Source organism: Calditerricola satsumensis (genome assembly GCF_014646935.1).
GTDB lineage: Bacteria > Bacillota > Bacilli > Calditerricolales > Calditerricolaceae > Calditerricola > Calditerricola satsumensis.
The window spans coordinates 131,590-147,296 of sequence record NZ_BMOF01000001.1; the positions used below are offsets into that span (position 1 = coordinate 131,590).

The following is a 15,707-nucleotide window of genomic DNA, read 5'->3' on the forward strand; positions in this document are numbered from 1 at the left end:
GGCAAGACGACAAGGAAAAAGCCTGTCCCTCGGGCAGGCTTTTTTCGTGGGAGCAAAGGGGAAAGGAGGTGAGCGATCGTGCCCCGCGACCAGCTCAAGGAGAAGCTGGCCCTGCTGCCGGCCAAGCCGGGCGTTTACCTCATGAAGGGCGCGGACGGCGAGATCCTGTACGTGGGCAAGGCCAAGGTGCTGAAAAACCGCGTCCGCTCGTACTTCACCGGCAGCCACGATGGCAAGACCCAGGCCCTGGTCAATGAGGTGGCCGACATCGACTACATCGTCACCGACAACCCCGTCGAGGCGCTGCTCCTCGAATGCAACCTGATCAAGCAGCACAAGCCCCGCTACAACGTGCTCTTGCGGGACGACAAGTCGTACCCGTACATCAAGCTGACGAACGAGCGGCACCCGCGCCTCGAAGTGACGCGGCGGGTGAAGAAGGACAAGGCCAAGTACTTCGGCCCCTACCCCAACGCCGGGGCGGCCCAGCACGCCAAGAAGCTCCTCGACCGTCTCTACCCGCTGCGCAAGTGTCGCACCCTGCCCAAGGAGGTGTGCCTCTACTATCACCTCGGCCAGTGCCTCGCCCCCTGCGTCCACGACGTCCCTCCCGAGCGGTACGCGCCGATTGTCGAGGAGATCACGCGCTTTTTGAGCGGCGACGTCGACGGCATCGTCAAGCAGTTGGAGGCGAAGATGCACGCGGCGGCCGAGGCCCTCGAGTTCGAGCGGGCCAAGGAGTACCGTGACCTGATCGCCGACATCGAGAAGGTGGCGGAAAAGCAGAAGATTGCCTTCAACGATTTCATCGACCGTGACATCTTCGCCTACCACGCCGACCGCGGCTGGATGTGTGTACAGGTGTTCTACATCCGCCAGGGTAAGCTGATCGAGCGCGACGTGGCCATCTTCCCCCACTACGGCGACCCGGCCGAGGACTTCCTTTCCTACGTGACGCAGTTCTACTTCCACCATCCCGCCCGTCCGAAGGAGATCTGGCTGCCCGAGGGCGTCGATCCCGGCGCCCTGGCGGAATGGCTCGGCGTCAAGGTCCACGTGCCGAAGCGTGGGAAGAAGAAGGAGCTCGTCGACCTGGCGGCGGAGAACGCCCGCCTGGCCCTCGAGGAGCGCTTCCGCCTTATGGAACGCGACGAGGCGCGCACGGTGGAGGCCCTCGACACGCTGGGCCGCCTTCTCGGCATCGGCTATCCGAAGCGCATCGAGGCCTTCGACAACGCCACCACCCAGGGCGTCGATCCCGTGGCGGCGATGGTCGTGTTCGTCGACGGCAAGCCGGCCAAGGCGGAGTACCGCAAGTACCGCATCCGCACCGCCGAAGGCCCGGACGACTATGCGGCGATGCGCGAGGTGATCCGCCGCCGCTACACGCGGGTGCTGAAGGAAAACCTGCCCCTGCCCGACCTGATTGTCGTCGACGGGGGCAAGGGGCAGATGTCCGCGGCCATGGACGTGCTGGAGAACGAGCTGGGGCTGTACGTGCCGGTGTGCGGCTTGGCCAAAGACGAGCGCCACCGCACCTCGCGCCTGTTGTTCGGCGATCCGCCGGAGGAGGTGCCGATCGACCGGCACAGCCACGCCTTCCACCTGCTCACGCGCATCCAGGACGAGGTGCACCGCTTCGCCAACACTTTCCATCGCCAGGTGCGCACGAAAACGGCCTTCCGCTCCGTCCTCGACGACATCCCCGGCGTCGGCCCCAAGCGGCGCCAGCTCCTTCTTTCGCACTTCGGCTCCCTCGAGCGGATCAAGACGGCCGCGCTTGAAGAGTTTCGCCAAATCGGCATCGGCGACAAGCTGGCCAAGGCGATCCAGGAGCATCTGCGGCAGGCGTAGCCCCCTCGTACGGATGGGAGGGGGCTTTTCTCCCTCGTGGTACGGCGAGGGCGATACCGTTCCCACGTGGAACGACGTCGCGGTCCATGTCTACGGCCGGGGTCACGTCATAGAGGATCGGGAGGGGATCAAGGCGATCCTGATGCACATGGTTGATCAGCATGAGGAAGCGCGACGCAAAACGGCCGCGGTTCGGCGCAACCGCGGCCGCTTGTTGTGTATTTGCCCGCTTGCCTCAGTTCCGAAGAATCCGACAACACACGCCAGCTTCAGGAAGCGGCCCGGAGCCGGACGCTTTTCCAGCCCAACCACAGAAGCGCCGACGGCAGAAGCGCGCCCAGGGCAAAAACGAGAACCGGTGCAGCGACGGTGGACAACGTCAGCAGCGGGTAAAAGGACGCGTTGGCCATCAGGTACCCGATCCACTCTAAGCCGGCGGCGCTGGCGTCAAACTGCGAAACGCTCCAGCAGGCCAGCCAGACCGCCAGCACGAGCAGGCTGGGCGCGAGAACGGCGAGGGCGTGGCAAGGGCGGTTGGCCTGACGAGCGAGCCTTCGCCCGCCCCACACGTAGAGCGTGATCGCAACGGCCGTCAGCGACAGGTGGAACAGGAAGCGGTAGGCGGCGGGAATGACATCGTAGGCGAAAACAAAGGCCGATCCGATGACCGCGCAGACCAGAAGGTGGACCCCCAGCGCGGCGAGCGCCTTGCGCATGTCGACCCTCCTTTCCGCTGTGGTCTTCCTCAGTTTACCATGGAAATCCGGCTCACGCCAGCTCAACGCGTCCCCAGGCGAGGGATCTGGGCGAAGAGGCGTTTTCCCAGCGAGAGGAGGCTGGCGATCACGTTTCCCAAAGCGGGAAGCACGCGCAAGGCGATGCGCCACCAACCGGTGTCTTTGAGGATGTTGGACCCTTTCAACCAGCTGAACAGTTTCAGGGGCGACACATGGCGGAACAGGCCAGAAAGCATGGCAACGTCCTCCATTTCATGAGGGATGCGGAATGGCATCCTCCTGCGTGGCTTTCTGGATACTTTATGCGAGACGGCGAAAGGGTTGTGGATGGTTGTCCTTCCGCGGCAAAAGAAACCCTTGCCTATCCGAGGAGCGAACCGCGTGAAGAGCGGACACGGGCCGAGAACGGATCACCTTTCCCCTTGTGTCGCCTCGCCGAATGTGGTATCATTCACAGCAAATCCAATCGCATACGCCCACTTTCGTCGAGTGGGGTAGAGGCGCGGAGACCATGAGTACCCGCCGGGAGAGCCGGGGCTCGCCGAACGGCGGCGAAAGGGGGATCCGCCGAAGTCCCGTCACCACCCCGGGGTGGCGGGGCTGGGCCGGCATCGAACAGGTGTCGGACTGTCACGGCTTATGCAGCCGTGGAGCGCTATCCTGCAACGAGGAAGTAGGGCTTTGTTCGGCATGTCGCCATTGGCGCGGGGCGCGACGGCGGCAACGGCAAGGCTTCTACCCTTGTTGTTGCCGCCGTTTTCGTTTGGGAGACAAAGGAGGGAACCCGTATGGCGCTGATCGTGCAGAAATACGGCGGGACATCGGTGGGCAGCGTCGAGCGGATCAAGGCCGTGGCCCAGCGCGTGCACCGGACGCGCGAGGCGGGGCACGACGTCGTTGTGGTCGTCTCGGCCATGGGCCACACGACGGACGAGCTGATCGACCTGGCCCGGCGCGTCACCGACCGCCCGGATGACCGCGAGCTGGACATGCTCCTGACGACGGGCGAGCAGGTGTCCATCGCCCTGCTCACCATGGCCCTGCAGGCCCGCGGATGCCCGGCCGTTTCCCTGACCGGCTGGCAGGCGGGCATCACCACCGAAGCGGTGCACGGGCGGGCGCGCATCCTGTCCATTGACACCGCGCGCGTGCGCCGCGAGCTGGAGCAAGGCAAGGTGGTCGTGGTGGCCGGTTTCCAGGGCGTGACGCCGGACGGGGAGATCGCCACCCTCGGCCGCGGCGGATCAGACACCACGGCGGTGGCCCTGGCGGCGGCCTTGGGGGCGGACCGGTGCGACATCTACACCGACGTGGCCGGCGTCTATTCGGCCGACCCGCGCGTCGTCCCCACCGCCCGCAAGCTGGACGTCATCACCTACGACGAGATGCTGGAGCTGGCCGCCCTCGGGGCGGGGGTGCTCCATCCCCGCGCTGTGGAGTGCGCGAAGAAGCATAAGGTGGTGCTGACGGTCCGCTCCAGCTTTACCGAAGAGGAAGGGACGTGGGTCAAGGAGGTGGCCGACATGGAACAGGGACAAGTGGTGCGCGGCGTGGCCCAAGACAAAAACGTGGCCCGCGTGACGGCGGTGGGCCTGCCAAACAAGCCGGACACCCTGGCGGCGTTGTTCACGATTTTGGCCGAGGCCAACATCAACGTGGACATCATCATCCAGAACGCCTACGACGACGCGCGCATCAGCGTCTCCTTCTCGGTGGCTGGCGAGGACCTGCCGCGCACGCTGGAAGTGCTGACCAAGCATCGCGACCGGTTCGGTTTTGCCTCGCTCATGTCGGAGGAGGGCCTGGCCAAGGTGTCGATCGTCGGCGCGGGGATGGTGTCCAACCCCGGGGTGGCGGCGGCCATGTTCCGCACCCTCAGCGAGCAGGGAATCCCGATCAAGATGGTCAGCACGTCGGAGATCAAGGTGTCGTGCGTCGTTCCGCAAGCCGACGCCGAGCGGGCCGTGCGTGCCCTGCACACCGCCTTCCAACTGGACGCGGCGGAGCGCGTGACGGTGCACGGGTAAGGGAGTGGCGCGGACCGCGGAAGAGAAAGCGCGACGAAACGGGATCGGCTGCACCGGCAACGGTGTCCGGCCAACCGTTACGCCGGATGAGGCCGGGCCGTTTCCGACGCCGAGGGACCGACAGGCGTAACCAGGCCTGTCGGTTTCTGTTTGGTCCGCCGTCGGAACGCGCGGTCTTCGGGGCCGAGCAGGGCATCCAGCAGCGCCAGGTTGGCCGTTTCGTTGAGGCGGATGGCGTGGAGGTCATCGGGGGTAGGAAAGAGGTGGCCGGGCGGAAGCACCCATTCGCCGCCGATGTCGGCGCCGATCACGCGGGCATGTTGGCGGAAGCACGCGATCCACGCCAGCAGGTCTGCGAGGGCGAGGGTGCCCTGATCCCAGTTGGTGGCGGCCACCTCCGGGGAGAGGACGTCTTTGTCCACGGAGAGGTAAACATTGGGGGTCGGGAGGACGCTGCGCAGCCATTCTGCGGCGTTGGCCGGCGGCTTTCGCAGCGGAATCCACACGAGGTGCGGATGGCGTTCGTGGGGGAGCGGCTTATGATCCGGAGCGCCGATCCACAAGACGCGCGCCACCCACGGCAGCTTAAGGGCGTGCCGGACCCAGTTGCCGCAGGTGACGACGCCGTCTGCGTCGTGGGCGCAATCGCTGTGACGGTCAAAGAGGACCACCGTCAGCGGATGGCGCAGGGCGCGCAGCCGGGCATAGGTGACGTAATGGTAATCCCCCGCCCCCCAAAAGAGCAGGGGCGTGCGGGTGTGCGCCAGGGCCGTCTCCAGCGCGGCGAGGCTTTCCGGTGCCGCGTAATACTTGATTCCGGTTCGGAGCGTGACGTCCACCTCTTCATGCGGGAGGGCGCGCAAACGGTGCTGCCACGTGAGCGTCCCGTCCAGGTCGAGGACCGCAAAACGCTTCGTCACGCGCATCACCCCGATTGACCGCGGTGGTGCAACGTCCGAGCCGGAGCGGCAAAGGGGTTGCGCCGCGGCGAAGGGCTAGCGCCTGCTCCCCATCCGCTTTTTCAGGGCAAAACCCACGCCCATGGTCGCCAAGGCGCCGGAAAGGGCGGCGAGGATGCCGACCGGACTCCGGGAGGCGATTGCCGCGCTGACGCCGAGCAGCCAGGCGACCGTGACGAGGGCAAAGAGCAGGGCCAGGGGTCTGGGCATGGGAACCTCTCCCTATGCCGGACGGCCGTTACGCACGATATAGGCGATCTCGTCGGCCGCCGGGTGTTGGCGCGCATAGGCGATGCGGACATAGGCTTCGACGTCGTACGGCACGCGCCGCAGCGTGCAGGCGAGATGCTCCCCATCGGATTCCACCAGCGCGTACGAGGCGCGGGGATCGCCGTCAAAGGGAAGTCCCACGCTGCCCGGATTGAGCACCGGCTTGCCTGCCACCATCCGGACAAGGGCGTGATGGATGTGCCCGTAGGCGTACAGCGCCGCGTCCGGCTCGGCTTGCCGAAAGCGCTCGTCAAGCGTGGCCGCAGGCGCGTCGGCGGGCACGATGTCCCACAGGTTTTGCGGCGTGGCGTGAAACAGAAAGGCCGTTTGCCCGTCCGCCAGGGGGACGGTTTTCCGTTCCGGCAGTTCTTGCAGAAAACGACGCGCCCCTTTGTCAAGATTATACCACGTCCAGTGCAGTACAGCCCGCCAGGCTGCTTCCTGTTCGCCGCTGAGCGAAAGGCCCAGGGGCGAGCCGGCGACCAGCCATTCGTCGGTGTTGCCCTTGACGAACGTCGTCGGGTAGGGCAGCCCTTGCAGGCGCTCCAGCACCTCTTGGGGCATCGCCCCTTTGAAACAGAGGTCGCCCAAAATCCAGATCTGGCTGACGCGGTGCCGCTCCATGTCGTCGAGCACGGCGTCGAGGGCCAGCGCGTTGCCGTGAATGTCGGAGAGGACGGCGATGCGCAACACGTTTCCCTCCTTCTGGAATGTTCGGGATGTAGGGTACAGCCCTGTGCGTTTCTGCTTCTTTCATCGTACCGCAAACGGCGGGCGCGGAACGATCCCTCTTGCGGCGCAATGATGATAATGATAATATTTATCATCAGAAAAGGATCGTGAAAAGGATTCTCATTCTTATCCTGTCGCAGCGAGCAGGAACGAAGGGGTGTGGCGTGATGACGGTTCTCGTAGTCGGAGCCGATCGCCTGGGCAACATCGAGGCCTTTTTTCGAAAGCAGGGATATCGGGAAATCCTGCACGTATCCGGTCGCAAGGCGTCGGACACCGCGATCCACATCCCGTCGCATGTGCATATGGTGGTGGTGTTCACCGATTTTGTCAACCACAATTTGGCCCGGGTGATCAAGGCCAAAGCCAAGGAGCGCAACATTCGGGTCATCTTTTCGAAGCGTTCGTGTTCGGCGCTGGCCAAAACCTTCTGCTTGGCGTGACCGGATGGTTTTGGCAATTGACAGGGGTAGAGGACCAGGGGTAATATGAAAGTGAAAATTGATCTCATTTGGACGGTGAGGCCCCGTGCTCTACACGGTGAACGGATACAAGGACATCTACACGGTGGTCACGAATGAACGGAAAGTGGGCGGCGCCGTGGAGGTTGACGAGCTGCGCCTGCGCAGCGGGGAAGTGTTCCGCAACGTGGTGATCATGTCCATCGAGGCGGCGGAGAAAGGCACGTACATGGTCGGGTTCGTCACCGAAGACGGCCGGCGGTACATCGCGCATACGTCCGACATCAGCCTGATGGTGCAGCCGACGCACAAGCGGGTCAAAGACCTGCGCAACCCGGTGGCCCGCGAGGAGCTGATGAAACGCCGGCTGAAGTATTTGCGCCGCTTCCTTGAGGTAAACGAAGGGAACGATTCGTTCCTCATCCGCCAAGAGGTGAAGCAGCTCGTCAGCGACATCGGCTTCGAGAACGTCCGCTTGGCCGAACTCGACACGCCGCAGATGGAGGCCCTTCAGACCACCTTGCGCATTGCGTAAACGACAGCAAAGCACCCGATCGGTATGACCGGGTGCTTTTTTTGCTGGAAATGTGAAGGGAATGGGCAGGAGGAACGCCCGGAACGGAACCCGCGTCCTTACGCGTCGGGGTCCTCCAGCGTGCAGATGGCCTTGGGCTGTTTGATGCGCAGGACGACGCATTCGTAGACGCGGAAGAGGTAGTTCATGTTTTCCGTCTCCAGGAACGCCGTGTCGAGGTCCTCGGCCACGGCCAGGTCCAGGTTGTGCTGGCCGGTGGAAACGAGGACGCCGGCTTTGCCGCGGATAACCGGGGTTTGGTACACGCCGGCGGTGACGAGCTCCCGGATGTGCTCGATCTCCAGCACGTGGGTGCCCGGGTGCACGCGATGGAGCAGCGCATAGAGGTCCGGCGAGACGACCAGGGCATAGGGACCGGCGTGGCCGTGCTGCAACAGCTTGTTCCGCGCCTCAACGATGTCGGCAAAGGCGTTCCCCGCCTCCATCCAGTCGCGGCGAATATGGGTCAGGCGCCCTTTGACCGTCATGAGGCCGGGAAGGTCAAACTGCTCGTTCCCGTTGAAGATGAGGTCGTCCTCCAGCAGGGCGCATTGGGTGGCGGCATTGGCCGCGGCGCTGAAGTCGAGGGGGATGTCCAAGGTGCGCGCCTGTTCCACGTCGCGCCAGTACAGGATGAAGTCTTGGTAGAGCATGGGGATCGTCAAGTGAACCCGCCGGACCGGGGTGGTGAGCTGCGACGTTTCGCCCCGCAAGTCGATGCCGCCTGTGGGCGTCACCTCGTAGATGTCGTTGGCCACGCTCTGGATCCCCTGTCCGAGCGGGCCGTACAGGGGGATGAACCGGCGGCCGACCAGCTGGTTGCGTGCGGCGTTGATCACGGTCTCGTCCAATTGTTCCCATTCCTTTTCCGTGAGCGGACTGTCCGGAAACCGTGTCCGTTTGCTCATGGATCGCTCCTCCTTTGCACAAGCAAATTGGCGATCTGCGGGTTGCGTCACTGGCCAATCAGGCTGCCGACCGTAAAGCGGCGCTCTCGCCCGATTGGGCGAACGTGCGCGTCAACCGGCGGCTGAGCCGGCGCCGAGTCCGCAGGGGGCGCGCTTTCCGCGGAGGATGCCGCCGGGGGGGAGTTTTCCGGGCGGAGCTCTTCATCCTCGTCGAGGTCGAAGGCTGCTTCACCGGCCAGCGCGCGGACGAGCTCCTTCATTTGCAGGTAGTCTTCGAATGTGCGCTGGCGAAGCTGACGCAGCCGCTCGCTAACGGGAAGGTTTTGGAATTCATAGAGGGCCAAATCCAGGTGTTCGATAAAGTTGTGCAGGCCGAACGCCTCGAGGGCCAGGTATTGAACCAGGACCGCGTCGTCCCGCAGGTTGTGGGCGTTTCCGTCCGCTTCGCGAAGCCCTTTTTCCAGCCGGGGAAGAAACCGGTTGAGGCGTGCCAGATGATGTTCTTCTTCTTCCAGGAAGTGATGGTAGTACAAGCGCTCATGGTCGGTCTGGGCTTGTTCGATGATGGGGCGCAAAAGTTGGACATATTCCTGAACGGCTTCCCGCGTGCGCCGCAAGATGGGCAGCAGGGCTTCCCAATCTTGATGCATGGTTTCACCTCTTGGGAGGAAACGTTTGCTGTGTGTTCGTAGTTCCATTATGGGCAATGAGACGATTTTTTGCAAGCACAAATCCTCTTTCACTTAAATACGTGAAAATGAATTTCATTGGCCTTGGTCATCTTGTCTTTTCTCAACGTAGTGTAACCCACAAAACTGAAACGTAATCGCATGGAATCGCTCCCGCTCAACGGATGGACGTGCGGCGAACGCAGTCGGGGCCCCGGGAAGGTTGCCGCATTCTGCGGAAAGGGATAAGCGTCGTCTATGGCAGATAGGGACGGATGTAGGGTTTGAGGCTGTCAATGGCGATGGCAAAGCCGATGCTTTGGGATGGCTGGACCACGGCGACGTTCATGCCGATGACGTGGGCGTTCAGGTTGATGAGCGGGCCGCCGCTGTTGCCCGGATTGATGGCGGCATCGGTCTGCAGGACGTTTTCATACACATAGCCTTTGGCGCGAAGCGGACGATCCTTGGCGCTGATGACGCCGACGGTCACGGTGTTCTCAAGGCCGAGGGGATTGCCGACAGCCATCACCCATTCGCCCACATGGGCATCGCCCGATCGCCCAAGGGGCAGATACGGCAACGGGCGTGGGGCGGGAATCTGCAGCACGGCAAAATCCCGTTTGGCGTCGGCGAGGACAAGGCGGGCCTGGTGCACCGTACCGTTGCGCTGCTTGACCCAGATCGATCGCGCGCTGTGGATGACGTGCTCGGCGGTCAAGATGTACCCGCGCGGATGGATGAGAAATCCCGATCCAAAACTGCGGGTTTCTTCGCCTTTTCCTTCCCACTCGGGAAAGAGAAACTGCATCAGCCAGCGGTTAAAGTCGGCGTTGACGGTTTCCCGCGTCTGAATGGCGATGACCGCGTCGCGCACGGCGTTGACGATGGGAACGAACAGGTTTCCGGGATGGAGGACGGGACCCTCGAATCCCATCGGTTTCCGTTTCCGTCGTTTCATGAGCGCTTTCCCTCCCGGGCCGGTGTGGTACCGCAACATATGCGCAGGTGAACGGATGGCGTGCGGGGACAGCTATCCAAATTCACGGGAAAGCCGGAAAAACGGGCCATTCCCGTCAAATGAAAAGGCCGGCGGTTGCCGGCCTGTTCGCGTTTGCTTCCAAACGCACCGTTGGTATCAGTCAGAAGCGCCAACGATGACGAGGAGGATAAACAGCACCAACACCAGGGCAAAATCGTCGAGATCAAAGATGCCGCTCATGCCGATCCCCCCCTTCGTGCAGTCTCAGTCCATCTTACGAAGATGCCGGGCGTGCGGCACGGCGACTGCCTATTTTTTGGGAATTGGCGATCTGTCCGTCGCCCAATTCCCTTCAGGTGAATAGGGTATAGTGGTCGCGTTGCGCCGACCGTGAATTTCGCGGAGGAGGGATACGATGAGCAGCAGCCAGAGCTGCCGCCATGGCGTGTGGAACAACGATTTTCTCCTAGTGCTCGTGCTGTTTGTTCTCCTGGTGATCGTCGGGACGGTGGTCAACTGACGGGTTCCCCTCTCCTCTCCCGTGTTCTTGGCCAATGGGTTGCGAAGGGTTCTCGGTTTCCGTACTCCACCTGCTGCGGGTGGAGTGTTTTTCTCGAATAGCGTGCGGAAAATGTGGAAAGAATGCGAGTAAAACGAAAGGGGGTGTGCCGTATGGCGAGAATTCCCTTTTCCTCGCTGTCCCTTGGCGATCCGTTTCGTCCATTGGCGTTCAAAGCTTCGTACGACATGGATTTTTCGCTGGAGTGCTTGTACTGTTCCGGATCGCGGCTTGTGGGCTATCAGGTGGAGGATGAAAACGGGGTGCAGGCAGGCCTTGTCGTCTGCGAAGACTGCGGTCGGGTCAATGGAGCCTATTGATCGTTCTGTGTTACAATCGCAGGAGGCGATCAATCGTCACGGGCCGGTGAACATCGCGAGGATGCCGGCCTTTTGCATGGGAGGAAAGCGGCATGTGGCGATGGCTTCCTGCGGGCGTGTGGATGGGGATCATTTTCCTGCTGTCCAGCCGAACATCCCAGGATTTGAAAACCTGGTTTCCCCTTTTTTCTTCTTTTGATTGGGGGCATTTCGTGGCCTATTTCCTGCTCGCCTGGACCTATTATTACGCCTTGTGGCCCAAACGGCAGGTCATCCACATCAAGCGTTGGGCGGTGGCGTTGGCCGTTGCCTACGGCGTGACCGATGAAATCCACCAGGCGTTTGTGCCGACGCGCCATCCCGACGTGATGGACCTGTTCGTGGACTTTTGTGGCGCGGCCGCGGCGATGGGGCTGGCCCGGCTTTGGGAAGCGCGGAGAACCCGATCGCTGTAACGGCTGCCAATAAGTTTTCACTTGTCGGCGTCGAAAATTCGCTACAATCGATTTGAAGAATCCCGTTCTCGGGTGGGTTGCGGGAAAGGAGCCAGATGGAAAATGGAAAAGCGGTGCCGCTGTGGTGGGCGCATGGTTTTAACGATTCGCAATGTGGTGTATCAGGGGAGCTTTGAGATCGAGAACGTCCCGGTGCTGACCTGTGAGCGCTGCGAGCAAAGCGAAGTGGTGGAAGCGGTTAAGGATGACCTCAAGAAGCTGCTCCATGCTTTGGCGCGGGAGAGGACGACGCGGAAGGTGGACTTCGAGAAGGTCTCGGAGTGGGCCCACGTGTTGGTGCAGTACGCCGAGAATGCCCGCGTTCCGCTGCGCGACGTGATCGGCGAGCGCATCGATGATCTGCTCGACTTGTACCTGCTGGCCAAGTCCCTGAACGACGAAGACTGGATGCGGGAGATCCAGGATCGGCTCAAACAAGTGATCTGACTCACCGACGAGACAAAGAGGAGGCCAAGGGAGAGGAAGCGGCGTGACGGGTTCCGGTTATCCCGCACAATACCGGGAGTTTTTTGCGCGGTACGCAAAAGGGGAATACTGGGAAGCACACGAGGTATTGGAAGAGCTGTGGCAGACCGAGCGGCACAACGACTTCTACCACGGGCTCATTCAGGTGGCCGCCATCATGCACCAGGCCCAGCGCGGCAAGGTGGGCGGGATGCGCAAGTTGGCGGCGTCGGCCCTTCGCTACTTGGCGCCGTACCGGCCGCAGCACATGGGCGTCGATGTCGATCGCGTGGTGGCATGGCTGGAAGACCTGCTCGTACGATTGCCGTGCGACGTGAAAAGGGTGCCGCCCGAGCGTCTGGCCGATTATGGGGTGACGAAGCTTCCGCTGCCGCGGTTGTGATCCGGATCCAGAATCCGTTCAGCGGGAAGAATGGAGGGACCGCGGATGTGGACGCAGGAAGTGATCGTCACGGTGATTGCCCTGGCGGTGTTTATTCTCGTGCCCGTTGCGTTTTTGGGGTGGATGGGCTATATGATCCTGCGCGGAAAGGGGAGCGAAGACGTCTCCTCGCGCGAATGAGCCGGGGCGGCGGGTTGGGCCTGCGCCGCACGCCAGGGCAAACGAAAACGGCGAAGGGGATGGCGAAATCCGCCATCCCCTTTCGCGTTCTTCCCGGGCCGAACGTTTAGATGTTGTACATGTTGGCCCACACGTCCAATTTCGTCTGCACCTTTTTGATCACTTCATCGGTGAACTCGGTGGTCGTGGCGCTGCCGCCCAGGTCGGCCGTGCGGATGCCGTCGCGCACCGTCTCGATGACCGCTTCGTAGATGGCGCGGGAGGCCATCGTCGCCTCTTTCTCCTCGAAGTAGCTGAGCAGGGAGCCGGCGGCGAGGATCATCGCCATCGGATTGGCGATGTTTTTGCCCTGCAGCGACGGGGCCGTGCCGTGGGGCGCTTCGGCCATGACCACCTTCGTGTTGAAGTTCTCGTCAAAGCTGATGAGGAGCGACTCGGAGCCGGCGATGGAGCCGAACAGCTCGAGCACGAGGTCGCTTAAACAGTCGCCGTCACGGTTCAGGGCGGGGATGACGAGCGGCTCGCCCGACGTGCGCATCAGGAGGGCGTAGGTGGCGTCGATCAGCTGCGGCTCGTAGGGCACGTCCGGATAGCGCTTGGCGGCAGCATCCAGCTCTTCCTTAAACATGCCTTCGTAGATCGGGCTTACCGTGTACTTCGGCCCGCCGAACACCTTGGCCCGCATCTTGCGCGCGTGGCGGAAGGCGTATTCGGCCACGGCGCGGCACGTGGCCCGGTCGATCTTTTCCGTTCGGTAGGCGACCTCGTTCAGTCCGTCCCCTTCGCGCCACTCCTTGGCGCCGTAGGCGTCGCCAACGGCCATGCGCACCACGGAGATGGGGGAATGGATCCCGGCGACCGGCGTGACGCCCGGGAGGCGTCGCCCCGTGCGGACAATCACTTTTCCGTCGATCTCTTTACGCAAGATGGCGTTCGGGCTGCCGACGTCGCCCTTGGCTTCCGGGGTGATGGTGGCCGCTTTGAGGCCAAAGCCGGCCTTTTTCATCGCTCTGGCCGCCTCGTACACCACTTCGTTGTTCGTGCGGCGGCGGTTTTCCAGACTCAGGTCGAACACCTGGAAGTTGATTTCAAAGCCGATGACATTGGGCTCGAGCACCCGGAGCGCCTCTTCCAGCAGCTCCTGCCCGGTTTGGTCTCCTTGCATGACGACAACGGTTTTCATGGTTCCGGCTCACCTCAAACCCAGAATCTGCGCTAACCGTCCTCATTATACTGCTTTTTTAGATGCAAGGACAGAACGGGCCCTTCGGTCGCCGCTGTCCCTGTGGGGTATGGGCCTTGGCGAGACGGGAAAAGGTAAAACACGGGAGGTGATCCCGTTGGCCAATGCCGTGATGAAACCGCTCACGTCGAACGAGTTGGTCGCCCTCGACACGCTGCTCGCGTCCGAGGCGCTCTTGGTGCGCAAATACCTCGACGCGGCGCAAAACGTGCAGGATTTGACGTTGCAGCCGTTTTGCCGCGACATGGCCGAACGGCATCGGCGCAACTTTGATTTGCTGCTCCTCAGCTTGCAGCAGCACGGCGGCGTGACGCCGGTGCTCACCTCGTGACGGGCGAAAAGGAGGGAATGGGGCGTGTGGCAAGACAAGGAGCGGCTCGATGACCTCGCCCGCGACGAAAAGGCGATGATCCAGCTCTACACGCAGGCGGTGCTGGAAAGCGGCTCGCCCAAGCTGCAGCAAGACCTTGTTTCCCTGCTCAACGGGGCCATCCAGTCCCTCTCCCTGGTGACGGGCGAAATGGAAACCCGCGGCTGGTCGACGTCGACTGTGGCCGACGGCGGGTCCGTGCAGAACCTGCTTTCGAAGTACCAGGGCGAGCAGACGCAGCTGGCCCAGGAAATGACCCAGGCGCAGGACCAATTGGCGCAACAAGGGGCGCCGCAGACGGAAATTCAGGCATGACAGATGGCGAACCCTGCGCTATAATAATCAGAAATATTTTGGGAGGGAGAGAAACCGTGGCGGGCGAGCTGGAGACACTCCGCAAGCAGCTGGACGAGATCAACCTGCGGCTCTTGGAGCTCATCAGCGAGCGCGGGCGCATCGTCCAGGAAATTGGCCGCATCAAGGGCAAACAGGGCGTGCAAAAGTACGACCCGATCCGCGAGCGCGAGATGCTCGAGCGCATCAAGGCGCAAAACCGCGGTCCCTTTTCCGATGCCACCATCGTCCACTTGTTTAAGGAGCTGTTCAAGGCGTCCCTCGAGCTGCAGGAGGACGACACGCGCAAGGCGCTCCTCGTGAGCCGCAAGCGCCAGAAAGAAGACACGGTCGTCTCCGTCGGCGACGTGAACATCGGCGGCGCGGAGAAGGTGATCGTGGCCGGGCCGTGCTCGGTGGAAACGCCGGAGCAGGTGCGTGCGGTGGCCCAGTTTCTGGCCGATCGCGGGCTGCGGCTGATGCGCGGCGGGGCGTTCAAGCCGCGGACGTCCCCGTACGATTTCCAGGGCCTGGGTGTTGACGGGCTCAAGATCCTGCGCGAAGTGGCCGATGAATACGGCCTGTACGTCGTCAGCGAGATCGTCAACCCGGCCCACGTGGAGATGGCCGTTGATTACGTGGACGTAATCCAGATCGGCGCGCGCAACATGCAGAACTTCGAGCTGCTGAAGGAAGTGGGCCAGGCGCGCACGCCGGTGCTCCTGAAGCGGGGACTGGCGGCGACGATTGAGGAGCTTCTCTACGCCGCGGAATACATCGTGTCGCGGGGGAACACGCAGGTCATCCTGTGCGAGCGCGGCATTCGCACCTACGAGAAGTGGACGCGCAACACCCTGGACATCGCGGCGGTGCCGATCCTCAAGCAGGAAAGCCACCTGCCCGTTCTTGTCGACGTCAGCCATGCGGCGGGGCGGCGCGACATTCTCCTGCCGCTGGCCAAGGCGGCCTTGGCCGCCGGCGCCGACGGCGTGATGGTGGAGGTCCATCCCGATCCGACGGTGGCCCTCTCCGACGCCAAACAGCAGATCGACTTGCCCACCTTTGACGCGTTCCTGCAGGCCTTGGGCGTGGTCCAGGCCCAGGCGGTGCGGTAAGCGGAAGCCGCCCACGAGCCGAACCCGCAAGCCGATTGAAGGGACGCGAGAAG

General features: G+C 62.7%; 23 protein-coding genes, 1 pseudogene and 1 riboswitch. Of the genes and pseudogenes, 14 read left to right on the plus strand and 10 right to left on the minus strand.

All coding sequences use genetic code 11. The annotated features are described in order from the left end of the window. The first annotated feature begins 78 nt into the window (after positions 1-78). Positions 79-1,854: an excinuclease ABC subunit UvrC gene (uvrC, locus tag IEX61_RS00665; protein WP_268238370.1), complete on the plus strand. Its 1,776-nt coding sequence runs from the start codon at positions 79-81 to the stop codon at positions 1,852-1,854. A gap of 13 nt (positions 1,855-1,867) precedes the next feature. Continuing rightward, positions 1,868-2,038 (plus strand): annotated as a pseudogene (locus IEX61_RS12295) (FMN-binding negative transcriptional regulator); the annotation flags it as partial. Positions 2,039-2,123: 85 nt separating this feature from the next. Here IEX61_RS12295 and IEX61_RS12300 read toward each other — a convergent pair. Both IEX61_RS12300 and IEX61_RS00675 read right to left on the minus strand, forming a co-directional pair. Beyond that, complete coding sequence (locus tag IEX61_RS12300; RefSeq protein WP_054671924.1) at positions 2,124-2,570, minus strand: hypothetical protein; 447 nt, start codon at positions 2,568-2,570, stop codon at positions 2,124-2,126. A gap of 62 nt (positions 2,571-2,632) precedes the next feature. Further along, positions 2,633-2,827, minus strand: a complete 195-nt coding sequence (locus IEX61_RS00675) for a hypothetical protein (protein ID WP_157057778.1) — start codon at positions 2,825-2,827, stop codon at positions 2,633-2,635. A gap of 251 nt (positions 2,828-3,078) precedes the next feature. Then, positions 3,079-3,257, plus strand: a riboswitch (Lysine riboswitch). Positions 3,258-3,379: 122 nt separating this feature from the next. Here IEX61_RS00675 and IEX61_RS00680 point away from each other — a divergent pair. After that, positions 3,380-4,618 (plus strand): aspartate kinase, encoded by a 1,239-nt coding sequence (locus tag IEX61_RS00680; RefSeq protein ID WP_188816522.1) that lies wholly within the window; start codon positions 3,380-3,382, stop codon positions 4,616-4,618. Positions 4,619-4,695: 77 nt separating this feature from the next. Here the strand turns inward: IEX61_RS00680 and IEX61_RS00685 are convergent, their stop codons facing one another. From IEX61_RS00685 to IEX61_RS00695, 3 genes are all read right to left on the minus strand, one after another. Beyond that, positions 4,696-5,538 (minus strand): arginase family protein, encoded by an 843-nt coding sequence (locus tag IEX61_RS00685; RefSeq protein WP_172673437.1) that lies wholly within the window; start codon positions 5,536-5,538, stop codon positions 4,696-4,698. Positions 5,539-5,613: 75 nt separating this feature from the next. After that, a complete protein-coding gene (locus IEX61_RS00690) occupies positions 5,614-5,787 on the minus strand; it encodes a DUF5325 family protein (protein ID WP_157057604.1) in 174 nt (57 codons plus the stop codon). Between the two features lie 12 nt (positions 5,788-5,799). Continuing rightward, complete coding sequence (locus tag IEX61_RS00695; protein WP_172673436.1) at positions 5,800-6,537, minus strand: metallophosphoesterase family protein; 738 nt, start codon at positions 6,535-6,537, stop codon at positions 5,800-5,802. A 209-nt stretch (positions 6,538-6,746) separates the two neighbouring features. On the opposite strand from IEX61_RS00695, the gene IEX61_RS00700 reads away from it, so the two are divergent. Both IEX61_RS00700 and IEX61_RS00705 read left to right on the plus strand, forming a co-directional pair. Beyond that, entirely contained in the window at positions 6,747-7,022 is a 276-nt protein-coding gene (locus IEX61_RS00700) for a DUF2325 domain-containing protein (RefSeq protein ID WP_229725550.1), read from the plus strand. A gap of 97 nt (positions 7,023-7,119) precedes the next feature. Continuing rightward, positions 7,120-7,575, plus strand: coding sequence for a hypothetical protein (locus tag IEX61_RS00705; protein WP_229725552.1), 456 nt, complete (start codon positions 7,120-7,122; stop codon positions 7,573-7,575). Between the two features lie 98 nt (positions 7,576-7,673). On the opposite strand, the gene IEX61_RS00710 is transcribed toward IEX61_RS00705, so the two are convergent. The 4 genes from IEX61_RS00710 to IEX61_RS12595 all read right to left on the minus strand — a co-directional run bounded on the left by IEX61_RS00710 (position 7,674) and on the right by IEX61_RS12595 (position 10,412). Continuing rightward, positions 7,674-8,522: a family 1 encapsulin nanocompartment shell protein gene (locus tag IEX61_RS00710; protein ID WP_054668934.1), complete on the minus strand. Its 849-nt coding sequence runs from the start codon at positions 8,520-8,522 to the stop codon at positions 7,674-7,676. Positions 8,523-8,569: 47 nt separating this feature from the next. Next, positions 8,570-9,172: an IMEF encapsulin system ferritin-like cargo protein gene (locus IEX61_RS00715; protein ID WP_054668932.1), complete on the minus strand. Its 603-nt coding sequence runs from the start codon at positions 9,170-9,172 to the stop codon at positions 8,570-8,572. Positions 9,173-9,446: 274 nt separating this feature from the next. Continuing rightward, positions 9,447-10,127 carry a S1C family serine protease gene (locus tag IEX61_RS00720; RefSeq protein ID WP_229725553.1) on the minus strand — a complete coding sequence of 227 codons (681 nt, stop codon included), beginning with the start codon at positions 10,125-10,127 and terminating at the stop codon, positions 9,447-9,449. Between the two features lie 201 nt (positions 10,128-10,328). After that, positions 10,329-10,412, minus strand: a complete 84-nt coding sequence (locus IEX61_RS12595; RefSeq protein WP_188816539.1) for a YjcZ family sporulation protein — start codon at positions 10,410-10,412, stop codon at positions 10,329-10,331. A 175-nt stretch (positions 10,413-10,587) separates the two neighbouring features. Between IEX61_RS12595 and IEX61_RS00730 the strand changes: the two genes are divergently transcribed. From IEX61_RS00730 to IEX61_RS12600, 6 genes are all read left to right on the plus strand, one after another. After that, positions 10,588-10,692: a YjcZ family sporulation protein gene (locus IEX61_RS00730; protein WP_083462791.1), complete on the plus strand. Its 105-nt coding sequence runs from the start codon at positions 10,588-10,590 to the stop codon at positions 10,690-10,692. Between the two features lie 152 nt (positions 10,693-10,844). Then, on the plus strand, positions 10,845-11,051 hold the full coding sequence (locus IEX61_RS00735; protein ID WP_054668928.1) for a hypothetical protein: 207 nt from the start codon (positions 10,845-10,847) through the stop codon (positions 11,049-11,051). A 92-nt stretch (positions 11,052-11,143) separates the two neighbouring features. Next, positions 11,144-11,506 carry a VanZ family protein gene (locus IEX61_RS00740; RefSeq protein WP_054668926.1) on the plus strand — a complete coding sequence of 121 codons (363 nt, stop codon included), beginning with the start codon at positions 11,144-11,146 and terminating at the stop codon, positions 11,504-11,506. Positions 11,507-11,638: 132 nt separating this feature from the next. Then, positions 11,639-11,992, plus strand: coding sequence for a hypothetical protein (locus IEX61_RS00745; RefSeq protein WP_188816524.1), 354 nt, complete (start codon positions 11,639-11,641; stop codon positions 11,990-11,992). Between the two features lie 43 nt (positions 11,993-12,035). Then, positions 12,036-12,413: a DUF309 domain-containing protein gene (locus IEX61_RS00750; protein ID WP_188816525.1), complete on the plus strand. Its 378-nt coding sequence runs from the start codon at positions 12,036-12,038 to the stop codon at positions 12,411-12,413. A gap of 45 nt (positions 12,414-12,458) precedes the next feature. Then, entirely contained in the window at positions 12,459-12,593 is a 135-nt protein-coding gene (locus IEX61_RS12600; RefSeq protein ID WP_256205476.1) for a hypothetical protein, read from the plus strand. A gap of 106 nt (positions 12,594-12,699) precedes the next feature. Here IEX61_RS12600 and IEX61_RS00755 read toward each other — a convergent pair whose 3' ends face one another. After that, complete coding sequence (locus IEX61_RS00755) at positions 12,700-13,776, minus strand: isocitrate/isopropylmalate family dehydrogenase (protein ID WP_054668917.1); 1,077 nt, start codon at positions 13,774-13,776, stop codon at positions 12,700-12,702. A 157-nt stretch (positions 13,777-13,933) separates the two neighbouring features. Here IEX61_RS00755 and IEX61_RS00760 point away from each other — a divergent pair, with 157 nt between their 5' ends. The 3 genes from IEX61_RS00760 to IEX61_RS00770 are packed head-to-tail and all read left to right on the plus strand — an operon-like array spanning position 13,934 to position 15,654. Then, positions 13,934-14,167, plus strand: a complete 234-nt coding sequence (locus tag IEX61_RS00760; protein ID WP_157057602.1) for a hypothetical protein — start codon at positions 13,934-13,936, stop codon at positions 14,165-14,167. A 24-nt stretch (positions 14,168-14,191) separates the two neighbouring features. Beyond that, the gene (locus IEX61_RS00765) at positions 14,192-14,521 is read left to right on the plus strand and encodes a spore coat protein (protein WP_054668913.1); all 330 of its coding nucleotides are present in this window, start codon (positions 14,192-14,194) and stop codon (positions 14,519-14,521) included. A 56-nt stretch (positions 14,522-14,577) separates the two neighbouring features. Continuing rightward, positions 14,578-15,654 (plus strand): bifunctional 3-deoxy-7-phosphoheptulonate synthase/chorismate mutase, encoded by a 1,077-nt coding sequence (locus tag IEX61_RS00770; RefSeq protein ID WP_229725555.1) that lies wholly within the window; start codon positions 14,578-14,580, stop codon positions 15,652-15,654. The last annotated feature ends 53 nt before the right edge of the window (positions 15,655-15,707 follow it).

Bases quoted from the DNA above. Each gene is read 5' to 3' on its own strand.
- IEX61_RS12300 (WP_054671924.1), bottom strand. From the start codon at position 2,570: ATGCGCAAGGCGCTCGCCGCGCTGGGGGTCCACCTTCTGGTCTGCGCG.
- IEX61_RS00675 (WP_157057778.1), bottom strand. From the start codon at position 2,827: ATGCTTTCTGGCCTGTTCCGCCATGTGTCGCCCCTGAAACTGTTCAGC.
- IEX61_RS00680 (WP_188816522.1), top strand. From the start codon at position 3,380: ATGGCGCTGATCGTGCAGAAATACGGCGGGACATCGGTGGGCAGCGTC.
- IEX61_RS00690 (WP_157057604.1), bottom strand. From the start codon at position 5,787: ATGCCCAGACCCCTGGCCCTGCTCTTTGCCCTCGTCACGGTCGCCTGG.
- IEX61_RS00700 (WP_229725550.1), top strand. From the start codon at position 6,747: ATGACGGTTCTCGTAGTCGGAGCCGATCGCCTGGGCAACATCGAGGCC.
- IEX61_RS00710 (WP_054668934.1), bottom strand. From the start codon at position 8,522: ATGAGCAAACGGACACGGTTTCCGGACAGTCCGCTCACGGAAAAGGAA.
- IEX61_RS00715 (WP_054668932.1), bottom strand. From the start codon at position 9,172: ATGCATCAAGATTGGGAAGCCCTGCTGCCCATCTTGCGGCGCACGCGG.
- IEX61_RS00720 (WP_229725553.1), bottom strand. From the start codon at position 10,127: ATGGGATTCGAGGGTCCCGTCCTCCATCCCGGAAACCTGTTCGTTCCC.
- IEX61_RS12595 (WP_188816539.1), bottom strand. From the start codon at position 10,412: ATGAGCGGCATCTTTGATCTCGACGATTTTGCCCTGGTGTTGGTGCTG.
- IEX61_RS00730 (WP_083462791.1), top strand. From the start codon at position 10,588: ATGAGCAGCAGCCAGAGCTGCCGCCATGGCGTGTGGAACAACGATTTT.
- IEX61_RS00735 (WP_054668928.1), top strand. From the start codon at position 10,845: ATGGCGAGAATTCCCTTTTCCTCGCTGTCCCTTGGCGATCCGTTTCGT.
- IEX61_RS00740 (WP_054668926.1), top strand. From the start codon at position 11,144: ATGTGGCGATGGCTTCCTGCGGGCGTGTGGATGGGGATCATTTTCCTG.
- IEX61_RS00745 (WP_188816524.1), top strand. From the start codon at position 11,639: ATGGTTTTAACGATTCGCAATGTGGTGTATCAGGGGAGCTTTGAGATC.
- IEX61_RS12600 (WP_256205476.1), top strand. From the start codon at position 12,459: ATGTGGACGCAGGAAGTGATCGTCACGGTGATTGCCCTGGCGGTGTTT.
- IEX61_RS00755 (WP_054668917.1), bottom strand. From the start codon at position 13,776: ATGAAAACCGTTGTCGTCATGCAAGGAGACCAAACCGGGCAGGAGCTG.